This is a genomic window from Solemya velesiana gill symbiont (assembly GCF_002020805.1).
Taxonomy (GTDB): domain Bacteria; phylum Pseudomonadota; class Gammaproteobacteria; order Chromatiales; family Chromatiaceae; genus Sedimenticola_A.
Window position 1 is genome coordinate 1 of record NZ_MPRJ01000027.1, and the last position, 26,325, is coordinate 26,325.

Sequence of the window (26,325 nt, forward strand, 5' to 3'; positions counted from 1 at the left end):
CCACAAGAGGCTATCGATCACCGAATGAATTATTTATGGGGCGGCAAGTAGATTTGCTTGCTGCGTAATTGAATTGCAGTTATTACTTGAAACCGCCTAGGAAATAGACACTAAGGATTTAAGAAATACACGGCAGTTTAAATAGTTTTTGAGAAGATTTACCCGATTGGTGTAGTTACACACCTAATGAATACCTATTACATTGAATATATTCTGATGAAGTTTAGGTGGGGTAAAAAGAGTTTTGGCGAAAGAGAAATGGGATGTCAAGCTAACAATGATGTAGTTATAAGCATGGGTATATGGTTACGAAGGGCTTTATTAATTACACCTGTCGTTCTAATCATCTATTGGTGGATAGGGGAAGCGCATGAAATATACGGTGATGAGGCAACACATATAAGCCTTGCTGTAAAGCTTTACAAAACAATTGTGTCTGATGGCCTCTTGTCTGCGATAACTTTCGATCAAAGATATCCTCCGCTATTTTATTTTCTATCAGGACCTTTTATAAATGTTGCATCCGACTCTCTGTTAGGAGGCAGAGTGTTTGTCGGAATTATCTGGCTGTTAGGGCTTGCACTTATTTATCAGATAATTGATAGATTAACTGCTGAAAAATGGATTGCAACTACAATAGTCCTCTTATTGGTTGGTTTCGCCCCATTTGTAGAGATTGGCCGATTTTATTTAGTAGAGGGGATATTAATAGTAGCGATACTTGCATTTATCTATGCTTCAGAGGAATTGTTTATTCAGCCATCAGCTAAATATTTAGTTATTTTAATGTGGCTATTGAGTGTTGGCTCTCTTGTTAAATTCAATTACCTGTTATATGTTTTTCCAGTAATTATTTCATTGCTTTTTTGTTTACTTATGAACAATACGTTACGTAGTGAAATAAGTCATTGTATTTCTCAGAATCGCAATAAAATTCTATTCAGCATTCCGTTGGTATTTTTTGTGCCGATATATTGGTATGCATATCAAATATTAATTTCAAAATCAGCCGTATCTGGGCTCTCAGGTATGCTTTCAAGCGGTCACTTGGTTGCTCAAAGTACAGCAATCAATGTTGCCTCACAGGTGCTGGAGTATTATTTACTGAATTTCAAAGTAATTATACTTGTTTGTGGCCTTGCCTTTTTTGGGCTGTTACTGAATAAGGCAGCGAACTTGTTCAGTAGTCCTAGAGTAGAAGGGGGTGGTCGAGAAACCTCAAGGTCTCAACAATTGCATAATTTTGTGTTCATTACATCAGTTATCGGGATCATTTTAATACCAGTAGTACTTTCCCTAATAGGCCTAGGGGGAGAGCGTAGGTGGCATCTTGAGTACATATATTTCGTTTTGTTAATTTCTGTCCTCTTTTCAAATATACATAAGTTAATGATTAGGCAGATGCTGTATGGTATTACATACTGCATCATTATTGTGCTAATAGTTAATCAGTGGATTTCTCCGTCATATCGATATATTGATTTTAATTATCATGTTACTGATTGGATTGGACGCCCAGATTCTACACCTGTAGGGGCTAATGATATCGCCAGGAAAATAGCTCTCGATTGGGAGTCTCAATCAGATTATGATGATCAATTATCCTTATTCTTCTTCTATCATGAGCATCGTGGATCTCATTTCCTATCTGTAGCGCATTACTTAGAGAAATTATTACCAGGTACTTACATAACAACAGATGCAGGCGCATTTTTTAACCGGCCTATTAGACTGGAACAAGTATTGAATTCAGACTATTTAATTATTCGAGAATTACCTAGTGTAAGTAGACATGATGATGATGAGACAAAAATGTATTTTGAGTGGTTTGCTCATAGTCATCAGTTTTTCAAGAAAAATACAATTAATCTAGGAACTATAAAAGGGCGACATGGTGTCTATAAGATTTTAAAAATAGATATGGAGAAAATGATATGTGGTGAAGTTGGTCAGCAAATAGCATTTCTTTCATCATTGTCTAGTTCAGTCGATTGGAAGAATTATTATGGTGAGTTAAAAAAGGAACTTACTCTGTTTAGGGTGTGTGAGAAGTATGAAATTATAAAAAGCATTTCACCCCTATTTAAAACTGCGAAGGGATGGGGAGCGGGATATGCTAAAGCAAAAGGCCGGGATATAGGGGTTGTTGTTGGGCCTGGATCAGATAATCCAAATGTTTTCGCGCAAAAAATATACATTAATCCAGGAGAAAAAATGAAAATAGTAGCAAGGGCTTCTAGCGTGAACGCTCAAAAAATGCAAGGTCGATTACAGATTAATTGGTTTGATAAAAATGACAAATACATTTCCAGTTCTATCAAAATAATTGATGTAACACCTGATGAATTGGCCTATGTATACTATGTATCTGCTCCCTCTAATTCTGTAACTGGATTGTTGTATGTAACTCCTCACGGACCAGGCGATGTTGTTCGATACACAGAAATGAGAATTCTAGGAAAATCAGAGATAACAGGTCAGTTAAATGGCTCATAAATTAGATATGAAATGCCCCGTTTGTGATTCTGAACACTATGAAGTGTTTATTGAACCATGGGTAAATGAGTTGAATCCTGCCAAATTGTATGGTGCAGCATCAGGTATGCTTGGCACCCAAAGGCTTGTAACATGTGTAGATTGTGGGATGATTTTTGAAAGTCCACGATATGATGCTGCGACCATTGTAAAAGGGTATATGTCCTCAAAGGAAGGCGAACATGACAGTCAATATAAGATGCGTGTTCTTAGCTTTTACCGGTCGTTAAAAAAGAATGCCAATTCATTACCTGACCCAGGGGCAAAAATATTGGATATAGGTACTGCAGGTGGTGCTTTTCTCGAAGCCGCTATGCAGTATGGCTACGATGCTTATGGTATGGAGCCGTCAGAGGACTTGGTTGCACGCGGCAAGACACGAGGGTTGCAAATAGAACAGGGGGCTATTGAGAATCACAGTTTCGAACAAGGAAAGTTTGACATGGTGTGCTTGTGGGATGTGATTGAGCATTTGCCCGATCCAAAAACAGCCCTGGTTGAAATTAGGGAGTTATTAAAACCTAATGGCATATTGCTCATCAACTTTCCTGATATTGGTACCTGGCAAGCAAAAATTGCCAGAAAACGATTCTGGTGGATTCTGTCGGTGCATCTGCATCACTTCACAAAAAAATCAATTAAAGATATTTGTTCACGTACAGGCTTCGATGTATTTCACTATCAGAGATATTGGCAAACGCTAGAATTAGGTTATTTGGAGCGTATGGCTGTGCATTACAGAATACCGCTTACAGCATTTATTACCCGATTTACACCAGATTTTATTCAAAGAATTCCAATTCCATATTACGCTAGTCAAACAACTGCGTTAGCAAGAGTGCAGAAATGACAATCTATATTCTTGGCGCAGGTCCAGCTGGTATGGCAGTTGTAGATGGTCTGATTGATGGCAACGGCGGAGACTTTGTTCTACTGGAAAAAGGACCGTGCCTTGGAGGATTGGCCCAGACTGTGAGTTGGAAAAATATTGGAACTCATGACTTAGGTCCGCACAAAGTATTTTCTTTAGATGAAAAATTAGTCGATCGGATAGAAAATTTATTACCTATTAGCGATTGGCTCACCCGAAACAAAATTAGCAGTATTTACATGAAGGGGCATTATCTACCTTATCCGCCTTCACCATTTTCACTTGCAGGTGTATTCGGTTTGCCATCTTTCATTAGAATGATTGCAGGGTTTGGTAATGCTCGATTAGTAAGTCTTTTCTCATCGAAAAGCCCTTGTACATTTGAAGAAGATTTGGTTAATCGCTTAGGTAGGCCGTTATATGAGGTATTGTTCAAGCCTATTGCATTAAAGCTCTGGGGTGACCCGTGTAACTTGGATGTCAAGCTCTCGCAAGGGCGTGTTCAAACTCCATCCTTATCTGAAGTTGTGGCTCGTTTACTAAAGCTGAAAAAAAGCAGTGATTATGAGGCATTGACATTTAGGTATCCAAAGGGAGGTTTGGGACGTTTATGGTCTGCAATTGAAATGAAGTCACAACGGCACGGTAAGTATTTATTACAGCATAAAGTTACGCAACTTGTTTCCCGTAAAGGGCGAATACAAGAGGTTCACTACCAGGCAAATGGAACTTATTCAAAGATAGAAGTTAAACCAAATGACTATGTTGTCTCTACTTTGCCTCTGCGGCTAACTACAAAGTTATTGGGAGATGCTTTACCGAATGAGTTGATAGAATCAGCAGATGAAATCGTCGCTCTAAATGATTTGCTGCTTGTCTTCTTGCATGTGGAACAATCAAGTTTACTCGATGAGTCCTGGGTTTTTGTTCCCGATCCCAAGATTATTTTTCATAGGCTTAGTGAGCAAGAGTCTTTTGATCCTGAAATGATCAAAAAAGGCAGCATAGTCTGTTGTGAAATTATGAGTGGACCAAGTCGCCCACTTGCAGAAAAGACTGATGAGGAGTTGTGTGCTTCTGCTGTAAAAGGGTTAGAACGAATGGGCTATTCTGACTTCAAGCTTTTAGATCAGCATGTTATTCGTTTGCCAAAAAGCTATCCGGTTTTTCGCATAGGATTTGAAGTTGTCCTCGAAGAGCTTATTCAAACACTGGATCAGTTCGAAAACTTCCGTTCCATTGGACGCCAAGGTGCATTCAACTATATTGGAACTTTGGATGCGATGGATATCGGCTATGGATTTTCGGCTTGGCTAATTAACGGAGATTCTCAGCAGTGGCAGAAGGAACGAGAGCGTACTAATCACTATCCAGTGCTTGATTGATAATGAAATTGACATTCATCTCACCAAGACTGGCCATACAGAAAGATGACTTTCTTGGATCTGGTGTGCCATATTGGCCGGTAGAACTAGCCACCTTGGCTGCATTTGCCCGAGAGCAAGGTGATGATGTATCCCTCATTGACTTATTCGGAAATAACCCAAAGCAACTGTCTGATGCAGGTGAATATTACCTCCAAGGTGATCAGATAAGTGGTTATTTGGATGGGGAGATAATTCAAAAAGCTGAGGCATTTCTCATATTTGCAATTTCTTACATGTCACACCAGGAGATTCTGTCGATAATCGAAAATCTAAAAGAAAGCGTTCCAGATATTCCTATCGCTATCCTTGAGAACTCACAAGCAGTCACTGCATATTCTCTGCAACGAGTTAAGTCTGAATACTTTTATGCAGGGGCGGATCTTTTAATTTGTGGCGAACCCTACTTTAATTGGGATGCTATTAAGCTACAACTTGTCAAGCGTGGCTCAGTTCAAGTAGCGAAAAATCTGATCACACGTACATCTACTCATGTTCCAGAAAGAATAAGTGTGAAAGGCATGTACTACCCAACTCCGGCATGGGATCTCGTTAACCTGCCTGGGTATTGGAGTCTTCCCTATTCTCATGGCCCAAAAACTCCAAAGTATTTACCTATTTTGACATCACGTGGCTGTCCGTATCCGTGTGATTTTTGCATTGTACCAGAAACTAATAATCGCAGCTGGCATGGTAATGATCCTGATCAGGTGGTTGAAGAGATAATTGCTCTGCGAGACAGCTTTGGGGTTTATGATTTTCAGGTTGAAGATTTGAATCCAACTGTGAAGTGTGAACGCTGGGAAAAGATTTGCGAATTATTAGCTAAACGCAAGGCAAATATTCGTTTTTACTTTGTAAGTGGAACAAAAGCAGAAACACTGCGCATCAAAAGTATACCGCTGTTTGCAAAAGCAGGCTGTCGATATATTTCTATCAGCCCAGAAACTGGAAGTAATGAGCTACTACAAGTTATCGGAAAAAAATTTAATCATGAACACGGAACCAACTTAATTACGGCATGTAGAGTTAATCGTATTAGAACTCAGGCATGTCTTTTGGTTGGTCATCCAAAAGAATCAGAAAAAGACTTCAAAGCATCGATGGATTATCTAACACATATGGTAAAGGCTGGGCTTGATGAGATTGCAGTTTTTGTGGTTTCGCCCTTCGCTGGAAGCAAACTCCATGCAAAAAAGGCTATTACTTTGAATGATGATGCAGCTCTGATTAGTTTCTCGCCAAAGGGCCGAGCTAATTACATAGCGTTACAGAATCGTAGAAAAGCGTTGATCCGCAGATTTTTTGTTCTCAAATTACATAAAGGGATGGATTTGTGGTTGCAGGGTATACGTTCATTATTTGGAACTCCTGAAACTAAGATGGAGAATCTACCTCGCCGTGTTGCGTTTATCTACATGAGAGTACTACTGTTTCGCGTTGCAAAGTCATTGAGTCGAAGACTATGAATGAGTCGCGAGTTCTAATAATTATTCCTTGCTATAATGAACAGGAATCGATATCTGTCTTGTTGGAAGAAATATTAAGATGTCAGCAAGGGTATAAAACGATAGTAATTGATGATGGATCACAAGACTCTACTTACAGGAAAGCTAAGCAATTAGCCCCAACAGTAAAATTGTTAAGGAATCTTGGTATAGGCGGCGCTGTTCAGACCGGCATTAAATATGCGTATCGCAATGGTTTCGATTTTTGTGTGCAAATAGACGGTGATGGGCAGCATCTGCCATGTGAGCTTTCTAAGTTGTTGCAGGCATATCGAGAAAAACCTCGTTCAATTATTATTGGTAGTCGTTACTTGCATAATGATACATTTCATTCTACTTGGGCGCGACGCTTTGGTGGGCGTGCTATCGCTGAAACACTGAGTTTATTGTTCCCGAAATGCCTCGTTACTGATCCGACAAGTGGAATGCGGTTAATGGACCGTAAGGCCATAGGTTTTTTTGCAAAGCACTATCCACATGATTTCCCAGAGCCGATTTCACTTGCGTGGGCGCTCAGGGAGGGCTTGTCTGTCGGTGAGGCTCCGGTTCAGATGAATGCACGTATGCATGGAAATAGTTCGATTATTGGCTTAAAGCCAATAATCTATATGCTCAGAGTCCTAGGATATATCATTTTAACGCGGCTTATACCAACCAAACTACCGTAATTGGAGGCAATTATACATGCCAATTATTACCACGAAAACAATAATTATAATTGCGATCTTTGCGATTTTATATATGTTATTTATTGCCCGTAAAACAGCACGACGGCAGCTAGATTTATACGATTTGGTAATGTTATCAGCGGTCGCTATTGTCCCGATTATATTCGCTACATTTCCGCAGCTGGCTTATTGGTTAGCTGGAATCGTTGGAGTAGGTTTTCCGTTCGTGGTGATGTTTGGAATACTGTTCGCCATTCTCTTTATATTTGTACATAGATTGACAGTTAAAATACACCAGTTAGAGTCTGATAACCGCCTGCTTTTGCAAGAATTAAGCTTGTTAAGTCAAGCTATAGATCATAATGATGACGCTGGGTAAAAAGCGAAAAAATGTAGGTTCAGTAAATTGAAGTCAATCTTGGTGCTTTCTTTGAAAGCCGTTGTCAGTGTTGCCACGCTTTACATTGTGTCCCACTCAATTGATTGGGAAGATGTAGGTAATATGTTAAAGGGTGCACACTATTCATTGATGCTTTTTGCTTTAATATTATTTTGGTCAGCTCAGATTATTTCCGCATTGAGATATAAATATATCGCTCGTGTTTTGGGAGGGTCGATAGATCTTCCCATCTCGCTTCGTGCTCATTTTATCGGATTATGGTTTAATCAGGTTATGCCTACGAGCCTAGGTGGCGACGTCGTCAAAATGGCATTACTTAGAAAGCAATTGGGTTGGAGTGTATCTATCCGGTCTGCGATTCTAGATAGATTGTCCGGCTTATTATTTTTATTACTGGTTACTGCAATTGTACTGCCACTTTACGCTAACCTTTTTTCATCTAACATTGAACTGGTCTATGCTTTAGGTGTCATGGCGCTTGGCGGGATGCTGGTAATTGTTATTGGTTCATGGTTAGCGCACTGCATTATTAGTTCAACATCACTAAATCCATTTTTTTATAATTTTATCAAGATATTTTCTGATGTTTGGTCCTTTAAAAAAGGGGGGTATTTGTGGGAGCAGACCTGGACTTCATCAATTGTACATTTCAATGGGATTATTACCTATATGCTGCTTGGTCTGGCAATTGGCGTTGATGCGGATTTCGTTACGTTTTTATTGGTGGTTCCAATAATTATTTTAATTGCTCTTATACCGGTTTCATTTGCAGGTTGGGGGTTGCGAGAGGCGGGTGCTGTATGGTTGTTTGGAATAGTTGGTATTTCCAATGAAAGTGCTCTTGCAATGTCAATTAGTTTCGGATTGCTTTTGGTAGTAGCTGGACTACCAGGGCTATTAATCTTTTCGAAATATATTTCTTCATCCGTAAAATGACAGACATCGATTGTGAGGTTTAGGTAATCTCATGCATTTAGGTTTACGAAAAACACTGTGTAGTGAGACAGCTCCAAAAGAGAATATATATGTGTGAAAAAGTTTCAGTCATCATTGTAAACTGGAACGGTGAGCTGGAGCTTAAACGGTGTTTGGTTGCCTTGATGGCTCAGACGGTTATGCCTCATGAGATTATTTTACTCGACAATGCAAGCACAGATAGATCCCTAGATGTGGCAAAGAAATTTCCTTTAGTTCAAATAATCAAATTAGATAGGAATGTAGGATTTTCACAAGGGAATAATATTGCGATTGAGGCGGTGTCTAAGGATTCAGAATGGATCGCCTTACTGAATCCTGACGCCTCTCCTAAGCGACGTTGGCTTGAGAAATTATTGGAATCAGCACGTGATCATCCAGGGTTTGATGTGTTCGGTAGTAAGCTGGTTAAGGCAGATGAAAGTTCGATACTGGATGGTGCTGGTGATGCCTATCATATAAGTGGTTTGGCGTGGCGCATGGGTCATGGATATTCTGTAGCATCTTTCTCGGACCTCCAGTGCGAGATATTTTCTTCATGTGCGGCTGCAGCACTTTACCGGCGTTGCACATTCCTTAAGATGCGTGGTTTCGATGAGGATTATTTTTGTTATATGGAGGACCTGGACTTAGGTTTTCGGTTGCGTCTGGCTGGTTATAAGTCCATGTATGTTCCGACCGCGGTTGTTAGCCATGTGGGCTCGGCATCTACAGGTGGATCTCATAGTGATTTCTCTGTCTATCACGGACATCGCAACCTGGTCTGGGCGTTTATCAAGAACATGCCTGGCGTCCTTTTCTGGTTACTGCTCCCGCTGCATGTTTTGATGAACCTTGCGGCTATCGTCTGGTTTTCACTGAAAGGCCAGGGAAAGGTGATATTAAGAGCCAAGTGGGATGCATTGAAGGGTATTCCAAAAGCTTGGAGAAAGCGCAAGGAAATTCAGAGTAGTCGCGTGGCGACTGTAGGGGAAATATGGCGCGCCCTGGACAAGAGCTTGATACAGCCTCGTTTGACTAGAGGTTGGAAAGGCTGATTCCGGGATTTGGTCAGTACTATGAATTGGTCGGGGTGAGAGGATTCGAACCTCCGGCCCCTGCCTCCCGAAGGCAGTGCTCTACCAGGCTGAGCTACACCCCGAATTTTGACTAGTTTCTGCGTCTGACGGCGAAGTCCGCCAGTGCGGTCAGTGCGCTGCGGTAGGAGGATGGTGGTAGTGCTTCCAGCGCGGCTTTCGCCTTGTCCGCCTCCTCCGCGGCAAGGCGTGAAGTGTACTCGATAGCGTCTGTGGACTCAATGGCCTCTATTACCACGTCGATGTACTCCCGGCCTCCCTTTTCGATGGCCTCGCGCAGGGCGGCACGCTGTTGCGGAGTACCGACCTCCATAGCGCGGATCAGGGGCAGGGTAGGTTTGCCCTCGTCCAGATCGTCACCGATGTTTTTGCCGATTTCCTCCCCGGATGAACTGTAATCCAGGGCGTCATCGATGATCTGGAATGCAATGCCCAGGTGGAGTCCGTAGGCTGCGAGGGCCTTCTCTTCTTCCTCGGTGGCGTTGTTGAGGATCGCGCCGAGTTGGGCGCCGGCCTCGAACAGGGTGGCGGTCTTGCGCAGGATAACCTCGCGGTACTTCTCTTCCGTGGTATCAGGGTCGTTGCAGTTCAGAAGCTGCAGGACCTCGCCCTCGGCGATGCGGTTGGTGGCGGTGGAGAGAATCTCCATCACCCGCATGCTGTTGACGTCCACCATCATTTCGAAGGACAGGGAGTAGAGAAAATCCCCTACCAGCACGCTGGCGGCATTGCCCCAGACTGCATTTGCCGTTTCGCGGTTGCGGCGCATGTCCGAACCGTCCACCACGTCGTCGTGGAGCAGGGTGGCGGTATGGATAAATTCGATTACCGCGGCCAGGTCGATGTGCTGGTCACCCTGGTAGCCCAGGGTTCTGGCGGCCAGCAGGACGATCATCGGGCGCAGCCGTTTGCCGCCACTGTTAACGATGTAGTGGCCAATCTGGTTGATCAGCACCACGTCGGACTTGAGCCGGCGAAGAATCAGGTTGTTGACCGCCTGCATGTCGTCGGCGGTTAAGTCTTTAATGGCGGCAATGTCCATCGGGGCCCTGTCTGGTGAACTTATATATAAGGTTTAGGGGAGGGCATGCTAGGACTGCAGCGCTGGGCTGTCAAGCGGGAAAGGGGCTCCCGTGGGCAGGAATTGGACTTTTTTGCGGTTTGGGGTTTGACCTGAGGCCCGGTCGCGGGTAGAATTCCGCCTCTTTCGTGGGCGTGCTGTGAATTGTGCGCCAGAACAGCAGATTTTTGCGGAGATATGGTATGTACGCCGTAATTCAGACCGGGGGTAAGCAGTACCGGGTTTCCGAAGGTGATACCCTGAAGGTCGAGAAGCTTGGTACCGAAGAAGGTTCTTCTGTAGAGCTCGACAAGGTGCTGATGGTCGCTGATGGCGACGACATCAAAGTAGGTACCCCCTACGTGGAAGGTGGCAAGGTTACTGCTACCGTGAAGTCCCATGGCCGGGGCAAAAAAGTTAACATCATCAAGTTCAAGCGCCGTAAGCATCACCTGAAGCGCCAGGGCCACCGTCAGTGGTACACCGAGCTTGAGATCACCGGTATCAGTGCAGGCTGAAGGTAGGTATAAACCATGGCACATAAGAAAGCAGGCGGTAGTACACGTAACGGCCGCGATTCAGAATCCAAACGCTTGGGTGTGAAGGTATTCGGCGGTCAGAGCATCAATGCCGGCGGTATCATCGTGCGTCAGCGCGGCACCCGTTTCCACAATGGCGAGAATGTTGGCTGCGGCAAGGATCACACCCTGTTCGCCAAGGCAGACGGCGTTGTGAAATTCGAGGTCAAGGGCCCCAACAACCGGAAATGCGTGAGCGTAGTTCCGGCCTGATTGCGCCGCCTTTCTGATCTGCAAGGGCCTCGTCATTTGACGGGGCTTTTTGCGTTTTGAAACCCTAACAGAGACATAGCCATGAAATTTGTCGATGAAGCCAGTGTCCGAGTGGAAGCCGGTAAAGGTGGCAATGGCTGTGTCAGCTTTCGCCGTGAAAAATACATCCCCAGGGGTGGCCCGGACGGGGGTGACGGGGGAGACGGCGGCAGTGTCTACCTGGTGGCCGACTCCGGCCTCAATACCCTGGTGGATTTCCGTCACCGGCGTCGTCATCGTGCCGAAAACGGTCAGCCCGGCATGGGGCGGAACCGTACCGGTGGCAGCGCCGAAGACCTCCATGTAAAGGTACCGGTGGGAACCCGGGTCAAAGACCTGGAAACCGAGGAGTTGATCGGTGAGCTGCTTGCTCACGGCCAGGAACTGCTGGTGGCCCAGGGTGGGTATCACGGTATCGGCAATGCCCGATTCAAGAGCAGCACCAACCGGACGCCCAGGCAGTCTACACCGGGAACAACGGGAGAGCAGCGTCAGCTGCACCTGGAACTGATTCTGCTGGCAGACGTGGGCCTGTTGGGCATGCCCAATGCCGGGAAATCCAGTTTCATCGGCAAGGTCTCCAGTGCCCGACCAAAGGTGGCGGACTACCCCTTTACGACGCTCTATCCCAATCTTGGTGTGGTGAGTGTCGGCGCTGAGCGCAGTTTTGTCATTGCTGATATTCCCGGTGTAATCGAAGGTGCTGCGGAAGGTGCGGGGCTTGGACTTCAGTTCCTCAAGCACCTGGACCGAACCCGCCTTCTCCTGCACCTAGTGGATGTTGCCCCCATGGATGATTCAGTAGACCCAGCCGACGAGGTGAGGAGGATTGTGGGTGAACTGGAGAAATACAGCCCCGACCTGGCAGGCAAAGAGCGCTGGCTGGTGTTGAACAAGCTCGATCTGTTGATGGATGATGAGTTCCGGGAGCGCGAATCCGCGCTGCTCGAGGCGCTGGATTGGCAAGGGCCGGTTTATGCTATCTCGGCGCTTACCGGAGAGGGAACCGAAGGGCTGGTCTACGCCCTGATGGAACGCCTCGAGGAATTGAGGAGGGAAGAGGATACAGGCATTGTGGTTGAAGAGGCCGATGATGAGCCCTGGGATCCCCTGAAGAACTGAAGTGATATGAATACGTCCCGAGACAAAATTCGTTCGACCCGCCGCTGGGTGGTGAAAATAGGCAGTGCACTGCTCACCGCCGACGGCAAGGGCTTGGCCAGGGAGTCCCTCTCCTCCTGGGTGGAGCAGATGGCCGGCTGGGTGTTGGCCGGTAATGAACTGGTGCTGGTTTCCTCCGGTGCTGTGGCCGAAGGGATGAGTCGCATGGGCTGGAACAGCCGCCCGACCTCCCTGCACGAACTCCAGGCGGCTGCCGCTATCGGGCAGATGGGCCTGATACGCGCCTACGAAACCTGTTTTCTGAAGTGGGGATTGCATACCGCCCAGGTACTGCTGACCCACGATGATCTCATCGACAGGTCTCGCTATCTCAACTCCCGGAGCACCTTGCGCACCCTGCTGGAGCTGGGTGTAGTGCCGGTGGTCAACGAGAACGATACCGTGGCAACGGAAGAGCTGCGCTTCGGTGACAACGATACCCTGGCTGCACTGGTTGCCAACCTGGTGGAGGCGGACCTGCTTGTGCTGCTGACGGACCAGGATGGCTTGTACAGCAGCGACCCCCGCTACAACGACTTTGCAGAGTTGATCAGCGAAAGCCGGGTGGATGCGCCCCTGCTGGACGAAGTGGCCGGAGGCAGTGCCGGCGGGCTGGGGCGTGGCGGTATGGTGACCAAGGTGCGTGCGGCCCGACTCGCCGCCCGCTCGGGTACCGCGACCATTATCGCGCCTGGCAGGGGTGAGGATGTCCTCAGCCGGATTGCCCAGGGCGAACAGATGGGAACCCTGCTAACACCGGTGCAGGGTGCGGAAGCGGCCCGCAAGCAGTGGCTGGCCGGTCATCTCCAGGTGCGCGGCAGGCTGGTGCTGGATGATGGTGCAGTGAAGGTGCTGCGCGAATCGGGCAGAAGTCTGCTCTCGGTGGGTGTTAAGAAGGTCAGCGGTCGGTTCTCACGGGGCGAGGTGGTCTCCTGTGTTGACAGTCACGGACATGAGGTTGCCCGTGGGCTGGTGAACTACGGCGCGGATGAGGCGGACCGGATCAAAGGGCAGCCCTCAAGCAGGATTGGCGAGATTCTGGGTTATATCGACGAGGAAGAGTTGATACACCGGGATAACCTGGTGTTGGTTATATGAGCTGTAGGAGCTCAGTCCCCTGGGCGATCACATCATTCAGCTCTGCAACGCGCTGAGGACAGTGCTCCTACCCCATCAAGTGAATATCAATACCGTATTGAAAATCTGTCAGACATAAAAAAACCGGCTTGTGGCCAATTTTTTACTTGATGCGCAGATGCTATGTTACAGCGCTTTGATCTGCGCGTTCAGGCGGCTCTTATGACGGGCAGCCTTATTCTTGTGGATAAGGCCCCGGTTCGCCGCGCGGTCGATAACCGGTGCTGCCTGTTTGAAAGCTTCGGAAGCAGCTTCCTTGTCACCAGCACCGATGGCCTTAACCACGTTTTTAAGGCTGGTGCGCATCATGCTGCGACGGGACGCATTGTGCTGACGATGCTTTTCGGCCTGACGCGCGCGTTTGTGGGCTTGTGCTGAATTGGCCAAGGTTACTCTCCTAAAAAATCGTTTATGCTCGCAAAGAGCGCGGTATTCTGATGCCAGATCAGTGGTTTGTCAACACCTAAATAGGCGTTTTGGCATGTTCGGGGGCGGGATTAGGGCCTATAATGCCCGCTTTTGGTCCGAATAGCGAAAAACACATGTTCAAACACTTGGCCAAGGTTGGCTCAAACACCATGCTGTCGCGGGTTCTCGGCTTTATCCGGGACCTGGTGTTTGCCCATGTTTTCGGCGCCAACTCGAGTACCGACGCCTTTTTTGTCGCTTTCAAGATCCCGAATTTTCTTCGTAGGCTCTTTGCCGAAGGGGCTTTTTCGGTTGCTTTTGTACCGGTCCTGGGGGAGTACAAGGTCAAGCGCAGTTTCGAGGAGCTGAAGCAGTTCGTTGACCGCGTGGCGGGTACCCTTGCCGGTGTATTGCTGGGGGTTACCCTGTTGGGTGTGCTGGGCGCGCCGGTGATCGTCTCCCTTTTCGGGGGTGGTTTCCTGGTCAGGGGGGAGATGGAGACCTTCTGGCTCACCTCGGACATGCTCAGGATTACCTTCCCCTACCTCCTGTTTATATCCCTGACGGCGTTTGCCGGCGGCATACTCAACACATTCAACCGTTTCGGTGTGCCGGCCTTCACGCCGGTACTGCTCAATCTCTCCCTCATCGGTTCCGCCTTTTGGTTGTCACCCTTGATGGATACCCCGATCAGGGCCCTGGCCTGGGGCGTGTTTATCGCCGGTGTCGTCCAGTTCCTGTTTCAGCTTCCTTTTCTGCACAAGCTGAAACTGCTTCCTCGTTTCCGCTTCGCACCCAGGGACGAGGGAGTGCGGCGCATCGGCAAGCTGATGCTGCCGGCTCTTTTCGGCGTGTCGGTAACCCAGCTGAACCTGCTGATCGATACCCTGATCGCCTCGTTCCTGCAGGAGGGGAGCATCTCCTGGCTCTACTACTCCGACAGGCTGGTGGAGCTGCCCGTAGGGGTGCTGGGTGTGGCGCTGGCAACGGTGATCCTGCCCAGCCTCTCCGAGAAGCACGCTTCCGAGTCCAGGGAGGGTTTCTCAAATACCATTGATTGGGCGCTCCGCTGGGCGCTGCTTCTGGGGCTGCCGGCGGCCGTGGGCCTGCTGCTGTTGTCCGGGCCGATGATCGCGACGCTCTTTCAGTCTGATGTGTTCGATGCCCGTGACGTGGCCATGTCCCAGCGCAGCCTGATGGCTTACTCCCTGGGGCTGGTCTCTTTTATTCTGATCAAGATTTTCGCCCCCGGGTTTTATGCCCGGCAGGACACTAAAACTCCGGTGAAGATAGCCGTTATCGCCATGGTCACCAACATGGTGCTCAATATCATCCTGGTCTTCCCCCTGGCCCATGCGGGCTTGGCCCTGGCAACCGCGCTTTCGGCCTCGCTCAACGCCTTCCTGCTCTACCGGGGTCTGCGGCACGAAGGGGTGTTTCATCCGCCCAAGGGCTGGCCCCGCCTGGTGCTGAAAGCGGTCACCGCCTGCCTGGCCATGGCTGTGGTGCTCTTCTGGTGGGGAGGCGATCTGCAGTTGTGGCTGGAACTCGATACCTGGGGCAGGGTTGGTCGGCTACTGGCTGCGATTCTCTCGGCCATGATGGCCTATTTTGCGGTGCTCTTTCTCGCCGGGATCAGGGGACGGCACTTCAGAAGTGCCGTTTAGGGCATTATCAAAAACTTTCCGTGCAGATGCAGGGACTTGTCGAGAAAGTTCGCATATAATGGTTTGTTTTGATCCGTCGGGCGAAAACTGAACCCAATGCAGGTTATCAGGGGCTTACACAATCTGCGCGCTGAGCACCGGGGCTGTGTTGCCACCATCGGTAGTTTCGATGGCGTGCACCTCGGGCACCAGGCGGTGTTTCGTCACCTTCGTGAGAAGGCGGACGCATTCGGTCTGCCTGCAACGATCGTGACTTTCGAGCCCCAGCCCATGGAGTTCTTCGCGCCCGATGCGGCGCCGGCCCGTCTGACGCGCATGCGCGAAAAGCTACAGGCGATCAAGGATGCCGGAATCGATCGCGTGGTGCTGCTGGAGTTCGGCCACAAGCTGGCCGCCATGGCGGCCCACGATTTCGTGCAGGAGTTGCTGGTGGACGGCCTCGCAGTGCGTTACCTCTTCGTGGGGGACGATTTTCGCTTCGGCAAAGGCCGCAGTGGCGATATCGATATGCTGCGCGATGTGGGGCACGGTCACGGCTTCGAGGTGGAGAACATGAACACCTTCGCCGTGGGCGAGGAGCGGGTGAGCAGTACCCGTATCCGGGAGGCCCTGGCCAATGGCAACCTGGAATCTGCTGCGCACTATCTCGGCCGGCCCTACCGGATCTGTGGCCGGGTGGCACATGGCCATGCCCGTGGGCGGACCATCGGATTCCCCACCGCCAATATTGACCTGCACCGCAAGGTCAGCCCGGTATACGGGGTCTACGCGGTGACGGTTTTGGGGCTGGACGACCATCCCCTTCCGGGTGTAGCCAACATCGGCAACCGGCCAACGGTGGAAGGGGACGATCGCTACCTGCTCGAAGTGCACCTGTTCGACTTCGATCGCCGGATATACGGCGAGCATGTGCAGGTTGAGTTCTGCTTGAAAATAAGGGATGAGCGCAAGTTCGATTCATTTGATGAGCTCCACCAGCAGATCGAACGCGATGCCCGGGCGGCAAGAGAATTTTTCGGGATGGCCGAGGCCCAGAGCCGGGTGTCCTGAGTAATATTCGATAATTAATTTTTTGTAAAAAGGCAGTAAGCCGTGAGCGACTACAAGAGTACCCTCAATCTTCCAAAAACCGGTTTTCCCATGAAAGCCAACCTGGCCAATCGCGAGCCCGAGATGCTCAAGCGTTGGGAGGAGATGGGGCTATATACCAAGATTCGCGAGGCCTTTGCAGGCCGGCCGAAGTTCATCCTGCACGACGGACCTCCCTACGCAAACGGCGAAATCCATATCGGCCATGCCGTGAACAAGGTGATCAAGGACATCATCGTTAAGAGTCGCACCCTGGACGGTTTCGACTCGCCTTACGTGCCCGGTTGGGACTGCCACGGCCTGCCCATCGAACTGCAGGTGGAGAAGAAGGTGGGCAAGCCGGGGCACAAGGTCTCAGCTGCCGATTTCCGGGTGGCCTGTCGCGACTACGCGTCCAAGCAGGTGGACAAGCAGCGTATCGATTTCAAGCGGCTCGGCGTGGTCGGCGACTGGGACAATCCTTACCTGACCATGGATTTTCAGACCGAGGCGGACATCATCCGCTCCCTGGGCAAGATCATCGAGAACGGCCACGTCCACGAGGGATACAAGCCCGTGCACTGGTGTACCGACTGCGGTTCGGCGCTGGCCGAGGCCGAGGTGGAGTACAAGGACAAGGAGTCCTTCACTATCGATGTGCGTTTCCGGGCGCTGGATCCAGAGGCATTTATCGATGCCTGCCGTAACGTGCCCGAAGGTCCTGGAGAAGGTCCCCTGTCGGTGGTTATCTGGACCACCACCCCGTGGACCCTGCCTGCCAACGAGGCGGTCTGCCTGAGTCCCACCTTGGAGTACGTGGTGGTCCAGGCAGATGGCGCTGCAGGCAAAGAGCGCCTTGTCCTGGCCGAAGGGCTGCTTAAAGAGACCATGGAACGCTGGGGGATCGATGACTACAGCGTCATCGGCTACGCTCGCGGCGATGCCCTTGAGGGACTGAAGCTCAACCACTGTTTCTATGACCGCGTGGTGCCTGTCATTCTGGGTGGCCACGTCTCCCTTGATGCCGGAACCGGCGCGGTACATACCGCACCGGCCCACGGTATGGAGGACTACATCGTCGGTCAGCAGTACGACCTGCCGGTGGATAACCCCGTGGGCCCCAATGGGCGTTTCATCGAGGGTACCGAGCTGTTCGAAGGTGAGCAGGTATTCAGCGCCAACGAGAAAGTGATCGAGGTGCTCAAGGCGCATGGTGCGCTGGTGAAAGCGGCGCGCCTGGCCCACAGCTACCCTCACTGCTGGCGCCACAAGACGCCCATCATCTTCCGTGCCACGCCCCAGTGGTTCATCAGCATGGAACAGAACGGCCTGCGCAGTTCCGCCATGCGAGAGATCAAGAAGGTGGCCTGGACCCCGGATTGGGGGCAGGCGCGTATAGAGGGCATGGTGGAGAACCGCCCCGACTGGTGTATCTCACGCCAGCGGACCTGGGGCGTGCCTATCACCATGTTTATCGACAAGAATACCGGTGAGCCCCATCCGGACACCCCGAGGCTGATCGAGGAGGTGGCCCAGCGGGTGGAGAAGGCAGGCATCGAGGCCTGGTTCTCCCTGGATCCTGCCGAAATGCTCGGCGAGGAGGCGGAGCGTTACCAGAAGGTGCCCGATACCCTGGATGTCTGGTTTGACTCCGGCACCACCCATTATGCCGTGTTGAAACCCCGCGAAGGCCTGGAGTTCCCTGCCGATCTCTACCTGGAGGGTTCCGATCAGCATCGCGGCTGGTTCCAGTCGTCCCTGCTGACCTCGGTGGCGATCAACGACTGTGCGCCTTACAGGGGCGTACTGACCCACGGCTTCACCGTGGATGCCAAGGGCCACAAGATGTCCAAGTCCCTGGGCAACGTGGTGAGCCCCCAGAAAGTGATGAAGTCACTGGGCGCCGACATCATCCGCCTGTGGGTGGCGGCCACCGACTACCGGGGCGAGATGACCGTCTCCGACGAGATTCTCAAGCGCACTGCCGACGCTTACCGCCGTATCCGCAATACCGGCCGTTTCCTGCTGGCCAACCTCAACGGTTTCGATCCGGAGGCCAACCTAGTGGCACCCGGGGACATGCTGGAGCTGGACCGCTGGGCAGTGGACCGCGCCCTGCAGCTTCAGGAGGAGATCCGCAAGGCCTACGAGGAGTACAACTTTCACCTCATCTACCAGAAGGTGCTCAACTTCTGCGGCACCGAGATGGGCGGTTTCTACCTCGATGTGATCAAGGACCGCCAGTACACCACCCAGGAGAACAGCCTGGCGCGACGTTCCTGCCAGACAGCCATGTACCACATCGTTGAGGCGATGAGTCGCTGGCTGGCGCCTGTGCTCACCTTCACCGCGGATGAACTCTGGCAGTTCATTCCCGGCAAGCGCAGCGAGACCATCTTTGCCGAGACCTGGTACGAGGGACTGTTTGCGCTGGATGCGGACGGCCGTTTCGACCGTGCGTTCTGGGACAAGGTGATCGCTGTGCGTACCGCCGTGGGCAAGCAGCTCGAAGGGCTGCGCACCAGTGGTACTATCGGTTCATCCCTGGATGCGGAGGTCGATCTCTACTGCGACGAAGCATTGCTGGCACTGTTGGGCGGGCTTGAGGATGAGCTGCGGTTTAACCTCATCACCTCTTATGCACGGGTACATCCCCTGGCAGACAAGCCGGGGGATGCGGTGGATACAGAGGTCGATGGGCTGTCCATTGTCTGCACAGCCTCTGGGCACGCCAAGTGCACCCGTTGCTGGCATCATCGTGAGGACGTCGGTGCAAACGCCGCGCATCCCGAGCTGTGTGGTCGTTGCGTGGACAACGTCGAGGGTGAAGGCGAAACCCGAAGTTTCACCTGATAGGTACCCAACTCATGTTACGTTGGCTCTGGCTCTCTCTCGTCATCATCGGGCTGGATCAGATCAGTAAACAACTGGTCGAGTCCAGCCTGATGGTGTATGAAACCATCCCCGTGATGCCTTTCTTCAACCTGACCCTGGCCTACAACGAAGGGGCGGCGTTCAGTTTCCTCAGTGACCAGGGAGGATGGCAGCGCTGGTTCTTTTCCGGCCTGGCCTTGTTGGTGAGTATCGTGATGGTGATCTGGATGGGGCGGTTGCAACAGCGCGAGCGCCTGATCGCCATCTCCCTCAGCCTGATCATCGGCGGTGCCCTGGGCAATTTCATCGACCGGGTGCTGTTCGGTCATGTCATCGACTTCATCGATGTTTACTACGAGCAGTGGCACTGGCCCGCATTCAATGTTGCCGACTCCGCGATTTTCATGGGCGTGGTGTTCATGCTTTTCGACGCCTTTCGCGGCGAAAGCACGGAATCTCAGCTGAACAAATAAAGGAAACTGCCGGTAGGCCAAGCGCCTGTCCAAGGCGGCGCTAAAGTCGGTTGCGTCCGTGAAACATCAACGTAGGCGGGCGTTCATCATCCACCCGGATGCGGCTGATATGGGCCGTATCCACGTGCATTCGGAACACGGTTTCCGGCGGTGCGCTGAGTGCCCGGGTGATGATGGCGCGTATGACCCCGGCGTGTCCGACGATCAGCAGGTGTTTTTCATGGTGCTTTGCCAGTGCCTCGTCGTAGGCGTTGCCCACACGCTGGATGAAATCCACAATATACTCCGCTCCTGGGGGGCGGTGGTTGTGGGGATCGTAAAAGTAGCGGGAGATGATGTTCGGGTCATCCGCTTTCAACTCGTCAGGGGTCTTTCCTTCCCACTCGCCGTAGTGAAGTTCCTGCAGCCGGTCATTCACGGCCAGGGGGATTCGAGTTTCTCGGTAAGTGCCTCGGCAAATTCGCGGCATCTGCGCAGGGGGGAACTGATGACCTGCTGCCAGGGCGTCTCTCCTGATGCGGCATGCCACATCTGGTCCCAGCCCTCTTCGGTCAGTGGATCGTCCTGTTTTCCACGGTACATGCGACCACCCAGCGGTTGGCCATGGCGCAGCAAGTCAATCAGTGTCTTTTGTTTCATGGAAAGGATTGTCGCATATTCCGGATCAGTCAGGCGATTCCCTGCTCTCTGAAGTTTGATTCGCTAATAAGCGAGAGGTTCCTCAGCCAATCCAGTAGACCAGGTAGCCCAGGGCCAACAGGCCGATTAAAACCAGGGATGCCCGCCAGACCAGGCCGAGGGCGGTTTCTGCAAGTACCGCCGTTGAGAGGGGTGATCCCTGCTCTTCATATTCCTCGCCGACCCGCAGAGCGCCGAGGCCCGCGCCACTCAGTATGCGTTTGTTGGCTTCAAGTCGGTGGTCTGCAATATCCGCACTTGCCTGCCAGCCATGTAGCGCATCTTCGAAGCTTCCGCTCACAGCGTAGAGCAGGGCGGTCATTCTGGCGGGCAGCCAGTCCAGCAGGTAGCAGAGCTGCGCGATGACATCATTTGTCTCTTCTACGGTCTCGCTCTCATGGGCATTGCTGTTCAGGTGGTGTGCAATGCGGTAAAGGGCGGCGCCGAGCGGACCCAGCAGGATAAACCAGAAGATGACACCAAAGAGTCGATTGTATGCTTCGGTGAGGATCTTGCCAGCCAGCCGGATTCCCGTGTCCGGTGCCGAGGCGACTGTCTCGCTCCCGAGCATGGCTGACAGTGTTTCAGATTCATGCTCGGCATCGGTCTCCAGTTCGTCGATGACACGATTGACCTGGCGGTCCAGGTCCAATGGGCCCAGGCAGAACAGCAACACGATGCTGCTGTAGACAAGTGCCGATAGGCCGGAATCGAAAACCGACTGAAACCAGCCGATTGCCACCAGGGGAGCTACGGGCACAAGAAGAATGGCAAGGGGATGATCAGGCAGTTTCTCCTTCAGCCAGTTACGGTAGCCGTCGAACCACCGGCCACTGCGGTAGGTTTCCTGTTCCAGTGCGAAGCGATCCAGCAGTAGACTGATCAGAATGGCGAAAAAGGTCATGATGAAATCCGTGGTGCCCAATCAGGGCTCATTTTATCCATGCTCAGACACCTTCGGCCAGTAGCTGCTGAAACCGTTGCCAGTCGAAAGCCTCGCCCGGGTCGGTTTTTCTGCCTGGTGAAATGTCTCTGTGCCCCACGATGCGCTGGGGAGTGATGTCGGGGTAGTGTTCCATTACCGCGTGTGCCACTTCAGCGAGGCGTTCATATTGGAGGTCGGTGTATGGGGTGTCGTCGGCCCCCTCGAGCTCGATGCCGATGGAGAAATCGTTGCAGCGTTCGCGACCTTCGAATTGGGATAAGCCGGCGTGCCATGCCCGTTGGTCAAAAGGAACGTACTGGATTACCTCGCCCTGGCGCCGGATCAGAACGTGGGTCGAGACCTGCAGGTTGCAGATGTCCCGGAAATAGGGGTGCGCACCGGGGTCGAGACAGTTTTGGAACAGGTTGTCGATCCAGGGGCCGCCGAACTCATTTGGCGGAAGGCTGATGTTGTGAATCACCAGCAGGTCGACAGGGGCCTCCTCGGGCCGCTCGTCCCGATTGGGAGAGGGGTGTTGCTCTGCTCCCTCCAGCAGCCCGCCGGGGCTGACAATCATCTCCCGCCCAGGCCTTTGATGACCATGTCTGTGAGGCTGACGATACCGACGATTTCGCGATTCTCCACCACCGGGGCCCGGGACAGGTCATGGCGGGTAAAAAGTCGGGCGCAGTAGCGGATATCCATGTCAGGGTCCACGGAAATCACCGGTTTCGACATGATCTCGTAGATGTTTATCCGGTCTGCAGCGCGGTCCTTGGCCAAAACCTTGCGTGCGATATCCGAGATCATGACGATGCCGTTTTCGTCATGCTCGTGGCGTCTGTTGACCACCAGGCACTTGGTCTCCACGTGTGCCATTTTTTCCAGGGCAGACTCCACGGTGTCCATGCCGTCGACAGTGTCGAAGCCGGTTTTCATAATGTCCCGAACGCGGACTATTTGACGCTCGCTCACAGCTCATCCTCCACAACACTGGTTAATTCCTCGATCTGGTGGCTGACGCCAACAGCATCCTCCACGTCGATCTGAAATGCGATGCCGGTTCCCGGCTTCTCATCAAACTCACCAACCTCGGCAATGCTCTCGAGAATCGATCGGCTCAAATGCTCCTCTACCAGGAGAAGCACCATGTCCCGCTGGATCTCGAGGCTCAGCCCGAAGAAGGTTTTGTTCTTCTCGACTCCCTCGCCCCTGGCTTGGTTGATCACCGTGGAGCCGGTGGCTCCTGCCTTGCGAGCAGCTTCGACAACCTCGTAGGTCTTGCTGTCTTCAATGAGCGCGATGATGAGTTTGAAATGCATGGTTATTCTCCGTAGTGGGCACCGCGGGTCTTCGAGGCCCGGCGTGCCTGCCATTCACTGAGTTGTGCGTAGCCCATAACACTCATGATGGGGAAAAGACTGGCAAAAGCGATCAGGCCGAAACCGTCCAGCAGCGGGTTGCGGCCGGGAATGTTGCTCGAAAGGCCGAGGCCCAGGGCGGCAACCAGGGGAACGGTGACGGTGGATGTTGTGACACCGCCAGAGTCGTAAGCCAGGGCGATGATCGATTTGGGACTGAATGCGGTCTGGGCGATGACAATAACGTAGCCGGCGATGATGTAATAGTGCAGGGGAGTGCCGGTAATGATGCGATAGGCGCCAAGGGAGATGCCGACGGCTACGCCGATGGCAACAGCGATACGCAGGCCCCAGGTACCTACGGCACCACCGGATACCTGGTTCGCTTTGATCGCGACGGCAATCAACGACGGCTCGGCAATGGTAGTTGAGAAGCCGATGGCAAAGGCGAAGAGGTAGACCCAGAGGTAGTGTTGCCAGTTGTTGCTGATTTCGCTGGCGGTGGCACTGATACCCAGGAATTCCGGCGCGGTGAGTTGCTGGGCCATCAGTTTGCCAAGGGGAAACAGCGCCTGTTCCAGTCCCTGCAGAAAGAAGGCCAGACCCAGCAACACGAAGCCGAAGCCGATCAGAATCTGACGCATGTTGGTGACCGGCTTGCGCAGCACCAGAAACTGAAAGCCGAAAATAATGGCGGCGATTGGGATCACGTCACGGACCGTGGTCACCAGGGTGTCGAAAAACTGCAGGATACCACCCATCAAAGCACCATTCCGTAGCCCATGACAAAAATCATCGGGGTCAGCGAGGCAAACGCGATCAGGCCAAAACCGTCTGTTATCGGATTTCTGCCCCGGATACTGGTAGCCAGGCCCACGCCCAGGGCGGTGACCAGTGGTACGGTGATCGTGGAAGTGGTCACGCCCCCCGAGTCGTAAGCGATGCCGATGATCTCCTTGGGGGCAAAGGCGGTCATGATAACCACGCCGATATAGCCGCCCATGATGAGGTACTGCACGGGCCATCCCTTGATGATGCGGATCACGCCCACCACGATGGCCAGCCCGACGGAGATAGCCACAGTCAAGCGCAGGCCCTGTGCATAGCTCTCTTTTTCGTCAGGTGTGTCCGTGATCATGCCGCCATTGGCTGCCACCGTAGCCGCTTCGTTTGCCACTGCGATCAGGGCGGGTTCGGCGACGGTGGTTCCGAAGCCCAGGGAGAAGGCGAAGGCAATGAGCCAGAACAGGCTGCCCTTGTGGGCAAAATCATGGGCCATCGACTCACCGATGGGGAATAGCCCCACTTTCAGGCCGTGCACGAAAAGGGTGAGTCCGATGACCACCATCAGGGTGCCGGTGAGCAGCCCGAAGAGGTTCGGGATCGGCTGTTGCAGCACTGCCAGCTGGAAAAAAGCGATTACACCGACGATCGGGGCGAGATCGCGGATGCTGTCCAGCATGGACTCCCAGAGATGTCGAATCAGTTTTCCCACGGACGTACCTTACATGAGGTTCTGTAGCATGTTAACAGATTTAGGTTACTAGCTGATTTCATTGTGAAAGCTGGGTGTTCGAGTTATGTTAGGGCCTGTTGGCATGCCCTGATGCGTCTTTCTGTTTTTTGAGCTGCGTTCAAGTCTTGGCAGGATAGTGTGAATACAGTCACAGCAACGCTCGTTGTTTGGCATTAGGATTTACGTTAACAAATTCCCCATAGCGGGTAGGTATACGCCTAATTCTGGAACATTCAGGTAAGTAATGGTTCATTGGGACAACATCATCTCCTTTGAAGGCGGCCGCTCTGAAGATCGGCAGTATGCCGTCAGGGATGAGTATCGCAATGTCGTAGGTGCCTGCAGGCAGGTCATCCTCAAGGTATTGCCGCGTCTAATGGATCACATGTTCGAGAACATAGACGACATGCTCTATGAACTCGCAGACAGTGACAGTCGGCAGACAGCCTATTTCGATGCCATGCGGGAACTGCGCAAGCAGCGCGAGGGAATCCAGGACAGCTTCAACGGGCTGTTCCTGGGTCGATTCGACCGCTTCTGGAACATGGGGCCAAACCAGCATCATCCCGACGATCTCATATCCGAGTTCGACAGCGACCAGTTTTCACTGATCGAGGAAGAAGATCTTGAAGAGGGACTGGCCGTCAGCAACATGATCGCAAAGGGTGAGAGTCGCTTCTTCAGGGATCTCTATGCCCTGGACAAGCGCTTTGGTCACATCATCGGGGATGCGGAGATCGACAACTCGAGCAACCCTGCAGCGCCGGCCGTTATCGCAAGCCTGTTCAGGGGCCTGGTCATCGACCTGGATATCACCCTTGCCGCCAAGCTGATCGTATTCAAGCAATTCGAGCGGGATGTCATCGAATTTCTGGGCAACCTCTATGATGAGCTGAATGCCATTCTGAAGGGTGCTGGCATTGTCCCTAAACTGGCAGAACATCCGTCGCCATCTGGTGTCTCCCGCCCTCAAGGAGGTCGAGAAGGGCAGTAATGGCCAGTCAGCTCCCGTTCAAACAAGCAGTGGTTTCAGCACAAAGGATGGACTGGCCCAGGATCTTTTCGTCGTACTGCAGGGCTTGCTGGATCAGCGTCGCGTGGAAAGCGGCCTCCCACATCCCGGTGCGCCGGCAACGCTGCAAGTTGTAGAAACCCCTGAGCTGCTCGGAGCGCTTCACTCGCTTCAGGAGACGACTCCCGCGATCACTGATAACTCAAATGTCATCGACTTGCGTGGACGGCTGCAGCAGGCGTTGGGTGCGGGGCAGGATAAGGGCAGGGTGTTTGGTCGCGCCGAAGAGGATGTGATCGATGTCATCGCCATGCTCTTCGAATACATACTGGATGACAACACCATACCCGACGCCATGAAGGCGCTGTTGGCACGGTTGCAGATCCCGATGCTCAAGGTGGCGCTTCAGGACCGGGAGTTTTTCAGTAACAAGAGCCATCCTGCAAGGCAGCTGCTGAACAACCTGGCCAGGGCCGCTATCGGCTGGACTGAAGGCAAGGGGCAGAACGGTGGGCTCTATAACCGGATATCCGACATCGTCCAGCGCATCCTTGGCGAATAAGTGGATGACGTCCGGCTGTTCGCTGAACTCAATGAGCAGTTATTGTCAAATCTGGTGTTTGAGTCTTGATCAAGCCGCAACCTGATTGCCTGCTGTCACCTCGATTCCATCTTTAAATTTCACTCCCGTAATCACC

The 26,325-nt window shown here is 51.8% G+C and carries 26 protein-coding genes, 1 tRNA gene and 1 pseudogene; 18 read left to right on the plus strand and 10 right to left on the minus strand.

The features are described 5' to 3' along the window. Window positions 1-186 precede the first annotated feature (186 nt). The 8 genes from BOW53_RS05620 to BOW53_RS05655 all read left to right on the plus strand — a co-directional run bounded on the left by BOW53_RS05620 (window position 187) and on the right by BOW53_RS05655 (window position 9,418). Window positions 187-2,496, plus strand: coding sequence for an ArnT family glycosyltransferase (locus BOW53_RS05620; RefSeq protein ID WP_078486606.1), 2,310 nt, complete (start codon window positions 187-189; stop codon window positions 2,494-2,496). Next, window positions 2,486-3,385 (plus strand): class I SAM-dependent methyltransferase, encoded by a 900-nt coding sequence (locus tag BOW53_RS05625; protein WP_078486608.1) that lies wholly within the window; start codon window positions 2,486-2,488, stop codon window positions 3,383-3,385. The genes BOW53_RS05620 and BOW53_RS05625 overlap by 11 nt, the downstream gene beginning before the upstream one ends. Continuing rightward, on the plus strand, window positions 3,382-4,791 hold the full coding sequence (locus BOW53_RS05630) for an NAD(P)-binding protein (RefSeq protein WP_135607018.1): 1,410 nt from the start codon (window positions 3,382-3,384) through the stop codon (window positions 4,789-4,791). Before BOW53_RS05625 ends, BOW53_RS05630 begins: the two co-directional genes overlap by 4 nt. A gap of 2 nt (window positions 4,792-4,793) precedes the next feature. Then, a complete protein-coding gene (locus BOW53_RS05635) occupies window positions 4,794-6,299 on the plus strand; it encodes a B12-binding domain-containing radical SAM protein (protein WP_135607019.1) in 1,506 nt (501 codons plus the stop codon). Beyond that, window positions 6,296-7,006 (plus strand): glycosyltransferase family 2 protein, encoded by a 711-nt coding sequence (locus BOW53_RS05640; RefSeq protein ID WP_078486613.1) that lies wholly within the window; start codon window positions 6,296-6,298, stop codon window positions 7,004-7,006. The genes BOW53_RS05635 and BOW53_RS05640 overlap by 4 nt, the downstream gene beginning before the upstream one ends. 16 nt (window positions 7,007-7,022) lie before the next feature. Then, entirely contained in the window at window positions 7,023-7,385 is a 363-nt protein-coding gene (locus BOW53_RS05645) for a DUF2304 domain-containing protein (protein ID WP_078486615.1), read from the plus strand. A 51-nt stretch (window positions 7,386-7,436) separates the two neighbouring features. Next, window positions 7,437-8,342 (plus strand): lysylphosphatidylglycerol synthase transmembrane domain-containing protein, encoded by a 906-nt coding sequence (locus tag BOW53_RS05650; RefSeq protein WP_172838782.1) that lies wholly within the window; start codon window positions 7,437-7,439, stop codon window positions 8,340-8,342. 89 nt (window positions 8,343-8,431) lie between these two features. Further along, on the plus strand, window positions 8,432-9,418 hold the full coding sequence (locus BOW53_RS05655) for a glycosyltransferase family 2 protein (protein ID WP_078486618.1): 987 nt from the start codon (window positions 8,432-8,434) through the stop codon (window positions 9,416-9,418). A gap of 27 nt (window positions 9,419-9,445) precedes the next feature. On the opposite strand, the gene BOW53_RS05660 is transcribed toward BOW53_RS05655, so the two are convergent. Both BOW53_RS05660 and ispB read right to left on the minus strand, forming a co-directional pair. Continuing rightward, window positions 9,446-9,522: transfer RNA gene (locus BOW53_RS05660), tRNA-Pro, on the minus strand. Between the two features lie 8 nt (window positions 9,523-9,530). Beyond that, the gene (ispB, locus tag BOW53_RS05665) at window positions 9,531-10,499 is read right to left on the minus strand and encodes an octaprenyl diphosphate synthase (RefSeq protein ID WP_078486620.1); all 969 of its coding nucleotides are present in this window, start codon (window positions 10,497-10,499) and stop codon (window positions 9,531-9,533) included. A gap of 221 nt (window positions 10,500-10,720) precedes the next feature. Between ispB and rplU the strand changes: the two genes are divergently transcribed. From rplU to proB, 4 genes are all read left to right on the plus strand, one after another. After that, entirely contained in the window at window positions 10,721-11,035 is a 315-nt protein-coding gene (gene rplU, locus BOW53_RS05670; protein WP_078486622.1) for a 50S ribosomal protein L21, read from the plus strand. Window positions 11,036-11,050: 15 nt separating this feature from the next. Further along, the gene (gene rpmA, locus BOW53_RS05675; protein WP_078486624.1) at window positions 11,051-11,308 is read left to right on the plus strand and encodes a 50S ribosomal protein L27; all 258 of its coding nucleotides are present in this window, start codon (window positions 11,051-11,053) and stop codon (window positions 11,306-11,308) included. Between the two features lie 81 nt (window positions 11,309-11,389). Further along, window positions 11,390-12,469, plus strand: a complete 1,080-nt coding sequence (gene cgtA, locus BOW53_RS05680; RefSeq protein WP_078486625.1) for an Obg family GTPase CgtA — start codon at window positions 11,390-11,392, stop codon at window positions 12,467-12,469. A gap of 6 nt (window positions 12,470-12,475) precedes the next feature. Further along, on the plus strand, window positions 12,476-13,606 hold the full coding sequence (gene proB / locus BOW53_RS05685) for a glutamate 5-kinase (RefSeq protein ID WP_078486627.1): 1,131 nt from the start codon (window positions 12,476-12,478) through the stop codon (window positions 13,604-13,606). A gap of 165 nt (window positions 13,607-13,771) precedes the next feature. Here the strand turns inward: proB and rpsT are convergent, their stop codons facing one another. Then, window positions 13,772-14,032 (minus strand): 30S ribosomal protein S20, encoded by a 261-nt coding sequence (rpsT, locus tag BOW53_RS05690; protein ID WP_078486629.1) that lies wholly within the window; start codon window positions 14,030-14,032, stop codon window positions 13,772-13,774. A gap of 155 nt (window positions 14,033-14,187) precedes the next feature. Here rpsT and murJ point away from each other — a divergent pair, with 155 nt between their 5' ends. The 4 genes from murJ (at window position 14,188) to lspA (ending at window position 20,135) form a co-directional block, all read left to right on the plus strand. Continuing rightward, on the plus strand, window positions 14,188-15,720 hold the full coding sequence (murJ, locus tag BOW53_RS05695) for a murein biosynthesis integral membrane protein MurJ (RefSeq protein WP_135607020.1): 1,533 nt from the start codon (window positions 14,188-14,190) through the stop codon (window positions 15,718-15,720). 96 nt (window positions 15,721-15,816) lie between these two features. Beyond that, window positions 15,817-16,770 carry a bifunctional riboflavin kinase/FAD synthetase gene (ribF, locus tag BOW53_RS05700; RefSeq protein WP_078486633.1) on the plus strand — a complete coding sequence of 318 codons (954 nt, stop codon included), beginning with the start codon at window positions 15,817-15,819 and terminating at the stop codon, window positions 16,768-16,770. Between the two features lie 42 nt (window positions 16,771-16,812). Further along, window positions 16,813-19,641 (plus strand): isoleucine--tRNA ligase, encoded by a 2,829-nt coding sequence (gene ileS, locus BOW53_RS05705; RefSeq protein ID WP_078486635.1) that lies wholly within the window; start codon window positions 16,813-16,815, stop codon window positions 19,639-19,641. A 14-nt stretch (window positions 19,642-19,655) separates the two neighbouring features. Beyond that, window positions 19,656-20,135 (plus strand): signal peptidase II, encoded by a 480-nt coding sequence (gene lspA / locus BOW53_RS05710; protein ID WP_078486637.1) that lies wholly within the window; start codon window positions 19,656-19,658, stop codon window positions 20,133-20,135. Between the two features lie 40 nt (window positions 20,136-20,175). Here the strand turns inward: lspA and BOW53_RS13860 are convergent. From BOW53_RS13860 to BOW53_RS05745, 7 genes and pseudogenes are all read right to left on the minus strand, one after another. Then, window positions 20,176-20,774 (minus strand): annotated as a pseudogene (locus tag BOW53_RS13860) (histidine phosphatase family protein). Between the two features lie 82 nt (window positions 20,775-20,856). Next, window positions 20,857-21,717, minus strand: a complete 861-nt coding sequence (gene ampE, locus BOW53_RS05720) for a regulatory signaling modulator protein AmpE (RefSeq protein ID WP_135607021.1) — start codon at window positions 21,715-21,717, stop codon at window positions 20,857-20,859. A 43-nt stretch (window positions 21,718-21,760) separates the two neighbouring features. Next, on the minus strand, window positions 21,761-22,315 hold the full coding sequence (ampD, locus tag BOW53_RS05725) for a 1,6-anhydro-N-acetylmuramyl-L-alanine amidase AmpD (RefSeq protein WP_078486640.1): 555 nt from the start codon (window positions 22,313-22,315) through the stop codon (window positions 21,761-21,763). Continuing rightward, window positions 22,312-22,677: a CBS domain-containing protein gene (locus tag BOW53_RS05730; RefSeq protein WP_172838784.1), complete on the minus strand. Its 366-nt coding sequence runs from the start codon at window positions 22,675-22,677 to the stop codon at window positions 22,312-22,314. The genes ampD and BOW53_RS05730 overlap by 4 nt, the downstream gene beginning before the upstream one ends. A gap of 32 nt (window positions 22,678-22,709) precedes the next feature. Continuing rightward, window positions 22,710-23,060: a P-II family nitrogen regulator gene (locus tag BOW53_RS05735; RefSeq protein WP_078486644.1), complete on the minus strand. Its 351-nt coding sequence runs from the start codon at window positions 23,058-23,060 to the stop codon at window positions 22,710-22,712. A gap of 2 nt (window positions 23,061-23,062) precedes the next feature. Further along, a complete protein-coding gene (locus BOW53_RS05740; protein WP_078486646.1) occupies window positions 23,063-23,860 on the minus strand; it encodes a DUF1538 domain-containing protein in 798 nt (265 codons plus the stop codon). Then, window positions 23,860-24,561, minus strand: a complete 702-nt coding sequence (locus tag BOW53_RS05745) for a DUF1538 domain-containing protein (RefSeq protein ID WP_078486648.1) — start codon at window positions 24,559-24,561, stop codon at window positions 23,860-23,862. Before BOW53_RS05745 ends, BOW53_RS05740 begins: the two co-directional genes overlap by 1 nt. A 298-nt stretch (window positions 24,562-24,859) precedes the next feature. On the opposite strand from BOW53_RS05745, the gene BOW53_RS05750 reads away from it, so the two are divergent. Both BOW53_RS05750 and BOW53_RS05755 read left to right on the plus strand, forming a co-directional pair. After that, complete coding sequence (locus BOW53_RS05750; protein WP_078486650.1) at window positions 24,860-25,609, plus strand: DUF1631 family protein; 750 nt, start codon at window positions 24,860-24,862, stop codon at window positions 25,607-25,609. After that, window positions 25,572-26,189, plus strand: coding sequence for a DUF1631 family protein (locus tag BOW53_RS05755; protein ID WP_172838783.1), 618 nt, complete (start codon window positions 25,572-25,574; stop codon window positions 26,187-26,189). Before BOW53_RS05750 ends, BOW53_RS05755 begins: the two co-directional genes overlap by 38 nt. Window positions 26,190-26,325 lie beyond the last annotated feature (136 nt).

Bases quoted from the DNA above. Each gene is read 5' to 3' on its own strand.
- BOW53_RS05620 (WP_078486606.1), top strand. From the start codon at position 187: ATGAATACCTATTACATTGAATATATTCTGATGAAGTTTAGGTGGGGT.
- BOW53_RS05625 (WP_078486608.1), top strand. From the start codon at position 2,486: ATGGCTCATAAATTAGATATGAAATGCCCCGTTTGTGATTCTGAACAC.
- BOW53_RS05630 (WP_135607018.1), top strand. From the start codon at position 3,382: ATGACAATCTATATTCTTGGCGCAGGTCCAGCTGGTATGGCAGTTGTA.
- BOW53_RS05635 (WP_135607019.1), top strand. From the start codon at position 4,794: ATGAAATTGACATTCATCTCACCAAGACTGGCCATACAGAAAGATGAC.
- BOW53_RS05640 (WP_078486613.1), top strand. From the start codon at position 6,296: ATGAATGAGTCGCGAGTTCTAATAATTATTCCTTGCTATAATGAACAG.
- BOW53_RS05645 (WP_078486615.1), top strand. From the start codon at position 7,023: ATGCCAATTATTACCACGAAAACAATAATTATAATTGCGATCTTTGCG.
- BOW53_RS05655 (WP_078486618.1), top strand. From the start codon at position 8,432: ATGTGTGAAAAAGTTTCAGTCATCATTGTAAACTGGAACGGTGAGCTG.
- ispB (WP_078486620.1), bottom strand. From the start codon at position 10,499: ATGGACATTGCCGCCATTAAAGACTTAACCGCCGACGACATGCAGGCG.
- rplU (WP_078486622.1), top strand. From the start codon at position 10,721: ATGTACGCCGTAATTCAGACCGGGGGTAAGCAGTACCGGGTTTCCGAA.
- rpmA (WP_078486624.1), top strand. From the start codon at position 11,051: ATGGCACATAAGAAAGCAGGCGGTAGTACACGTAACGGCCGCGATTCA.
- cgtA (WP_078486625.1), top strand. From the start codon at position 11,390: ATGAAATTTGTCGATGAAGCCAGTGTCCGAGTGGAAGCCGGTAAAGGT.
- proB (WP_078486627.1), top strand. From the start codon at position 12,476: ATGAATACGTCCCGAGACAAAATTCGTTCGACCCGCCGCTGGGTGGTG.
- murJ (WP_135607020.1), top strand. From the start codon at position 14,188: ATGTTCAAACACTTGGCCAAGGTTGGCTCAAACACCATGCTGTCGCGG.
- ribF (WP_078486633.1), top strand. From the start codon at position 15,817: ATGCAGGTTATCAGGGGCTTACACAATCTGCGCGCTGAGCACCGGGGC.
- lspA (WP_078486637.1), top strand. From the start codon at position 19,656: ATGTTACGTTGGCTCTGGCTCTCTCTCGTCATCATCGGGCTGGATCAG.
- ampE (WP_135607021.1), bottom strand. From the start codon at position 21,717: ATGACCTTTTTCGCCATTCTGATCAGTCTACTGCTGGATCGCTTCGCA.
- ampD (WP_078486640.1), bottom strand. From the start codon at position 22,315: ATGATTGTCAGCCCCGGCGGGCTGCTGGAGGGAGCAGAGCAACACCCC.
- BOW53_RS05730 (WP_172838784.1), bottom strand. From the start codon at position 22,677: ATGAAAACCGGCTTCGACACTGTCGACGGCATGGACACCGTGGAGTCT.
- BOW53_RS05735 (WP_078486644.1), bottom strand. From the start codon at position 23,060: ATGCATTTCAAACTCATCATCGCGCTCATTGAAGACAGCAAGACCTAC.
- BOW53_RS05740 (WP_078486646.1), bottom strand. From the start codon at position 23,860: ATGGGTGGTATCCTGCAGTTTTTCGACACCCTGGTGACCACGGTCCGT.
- BOW53_RS05745 (WP_078486648.1), bottom strand. From the start codon at position 24,561: ATGCTGGACAGCATCCGCGATCTCGCCCCGATCGTCGGTGTAATCGCT.
- BOW53_RS05750 (WP_078486650.1), top strand. From the start codon at position 24,860: ATGGTTCATTGGGACAACATCATCTCCTTTGAAGGCGGCCGCTCTGAA.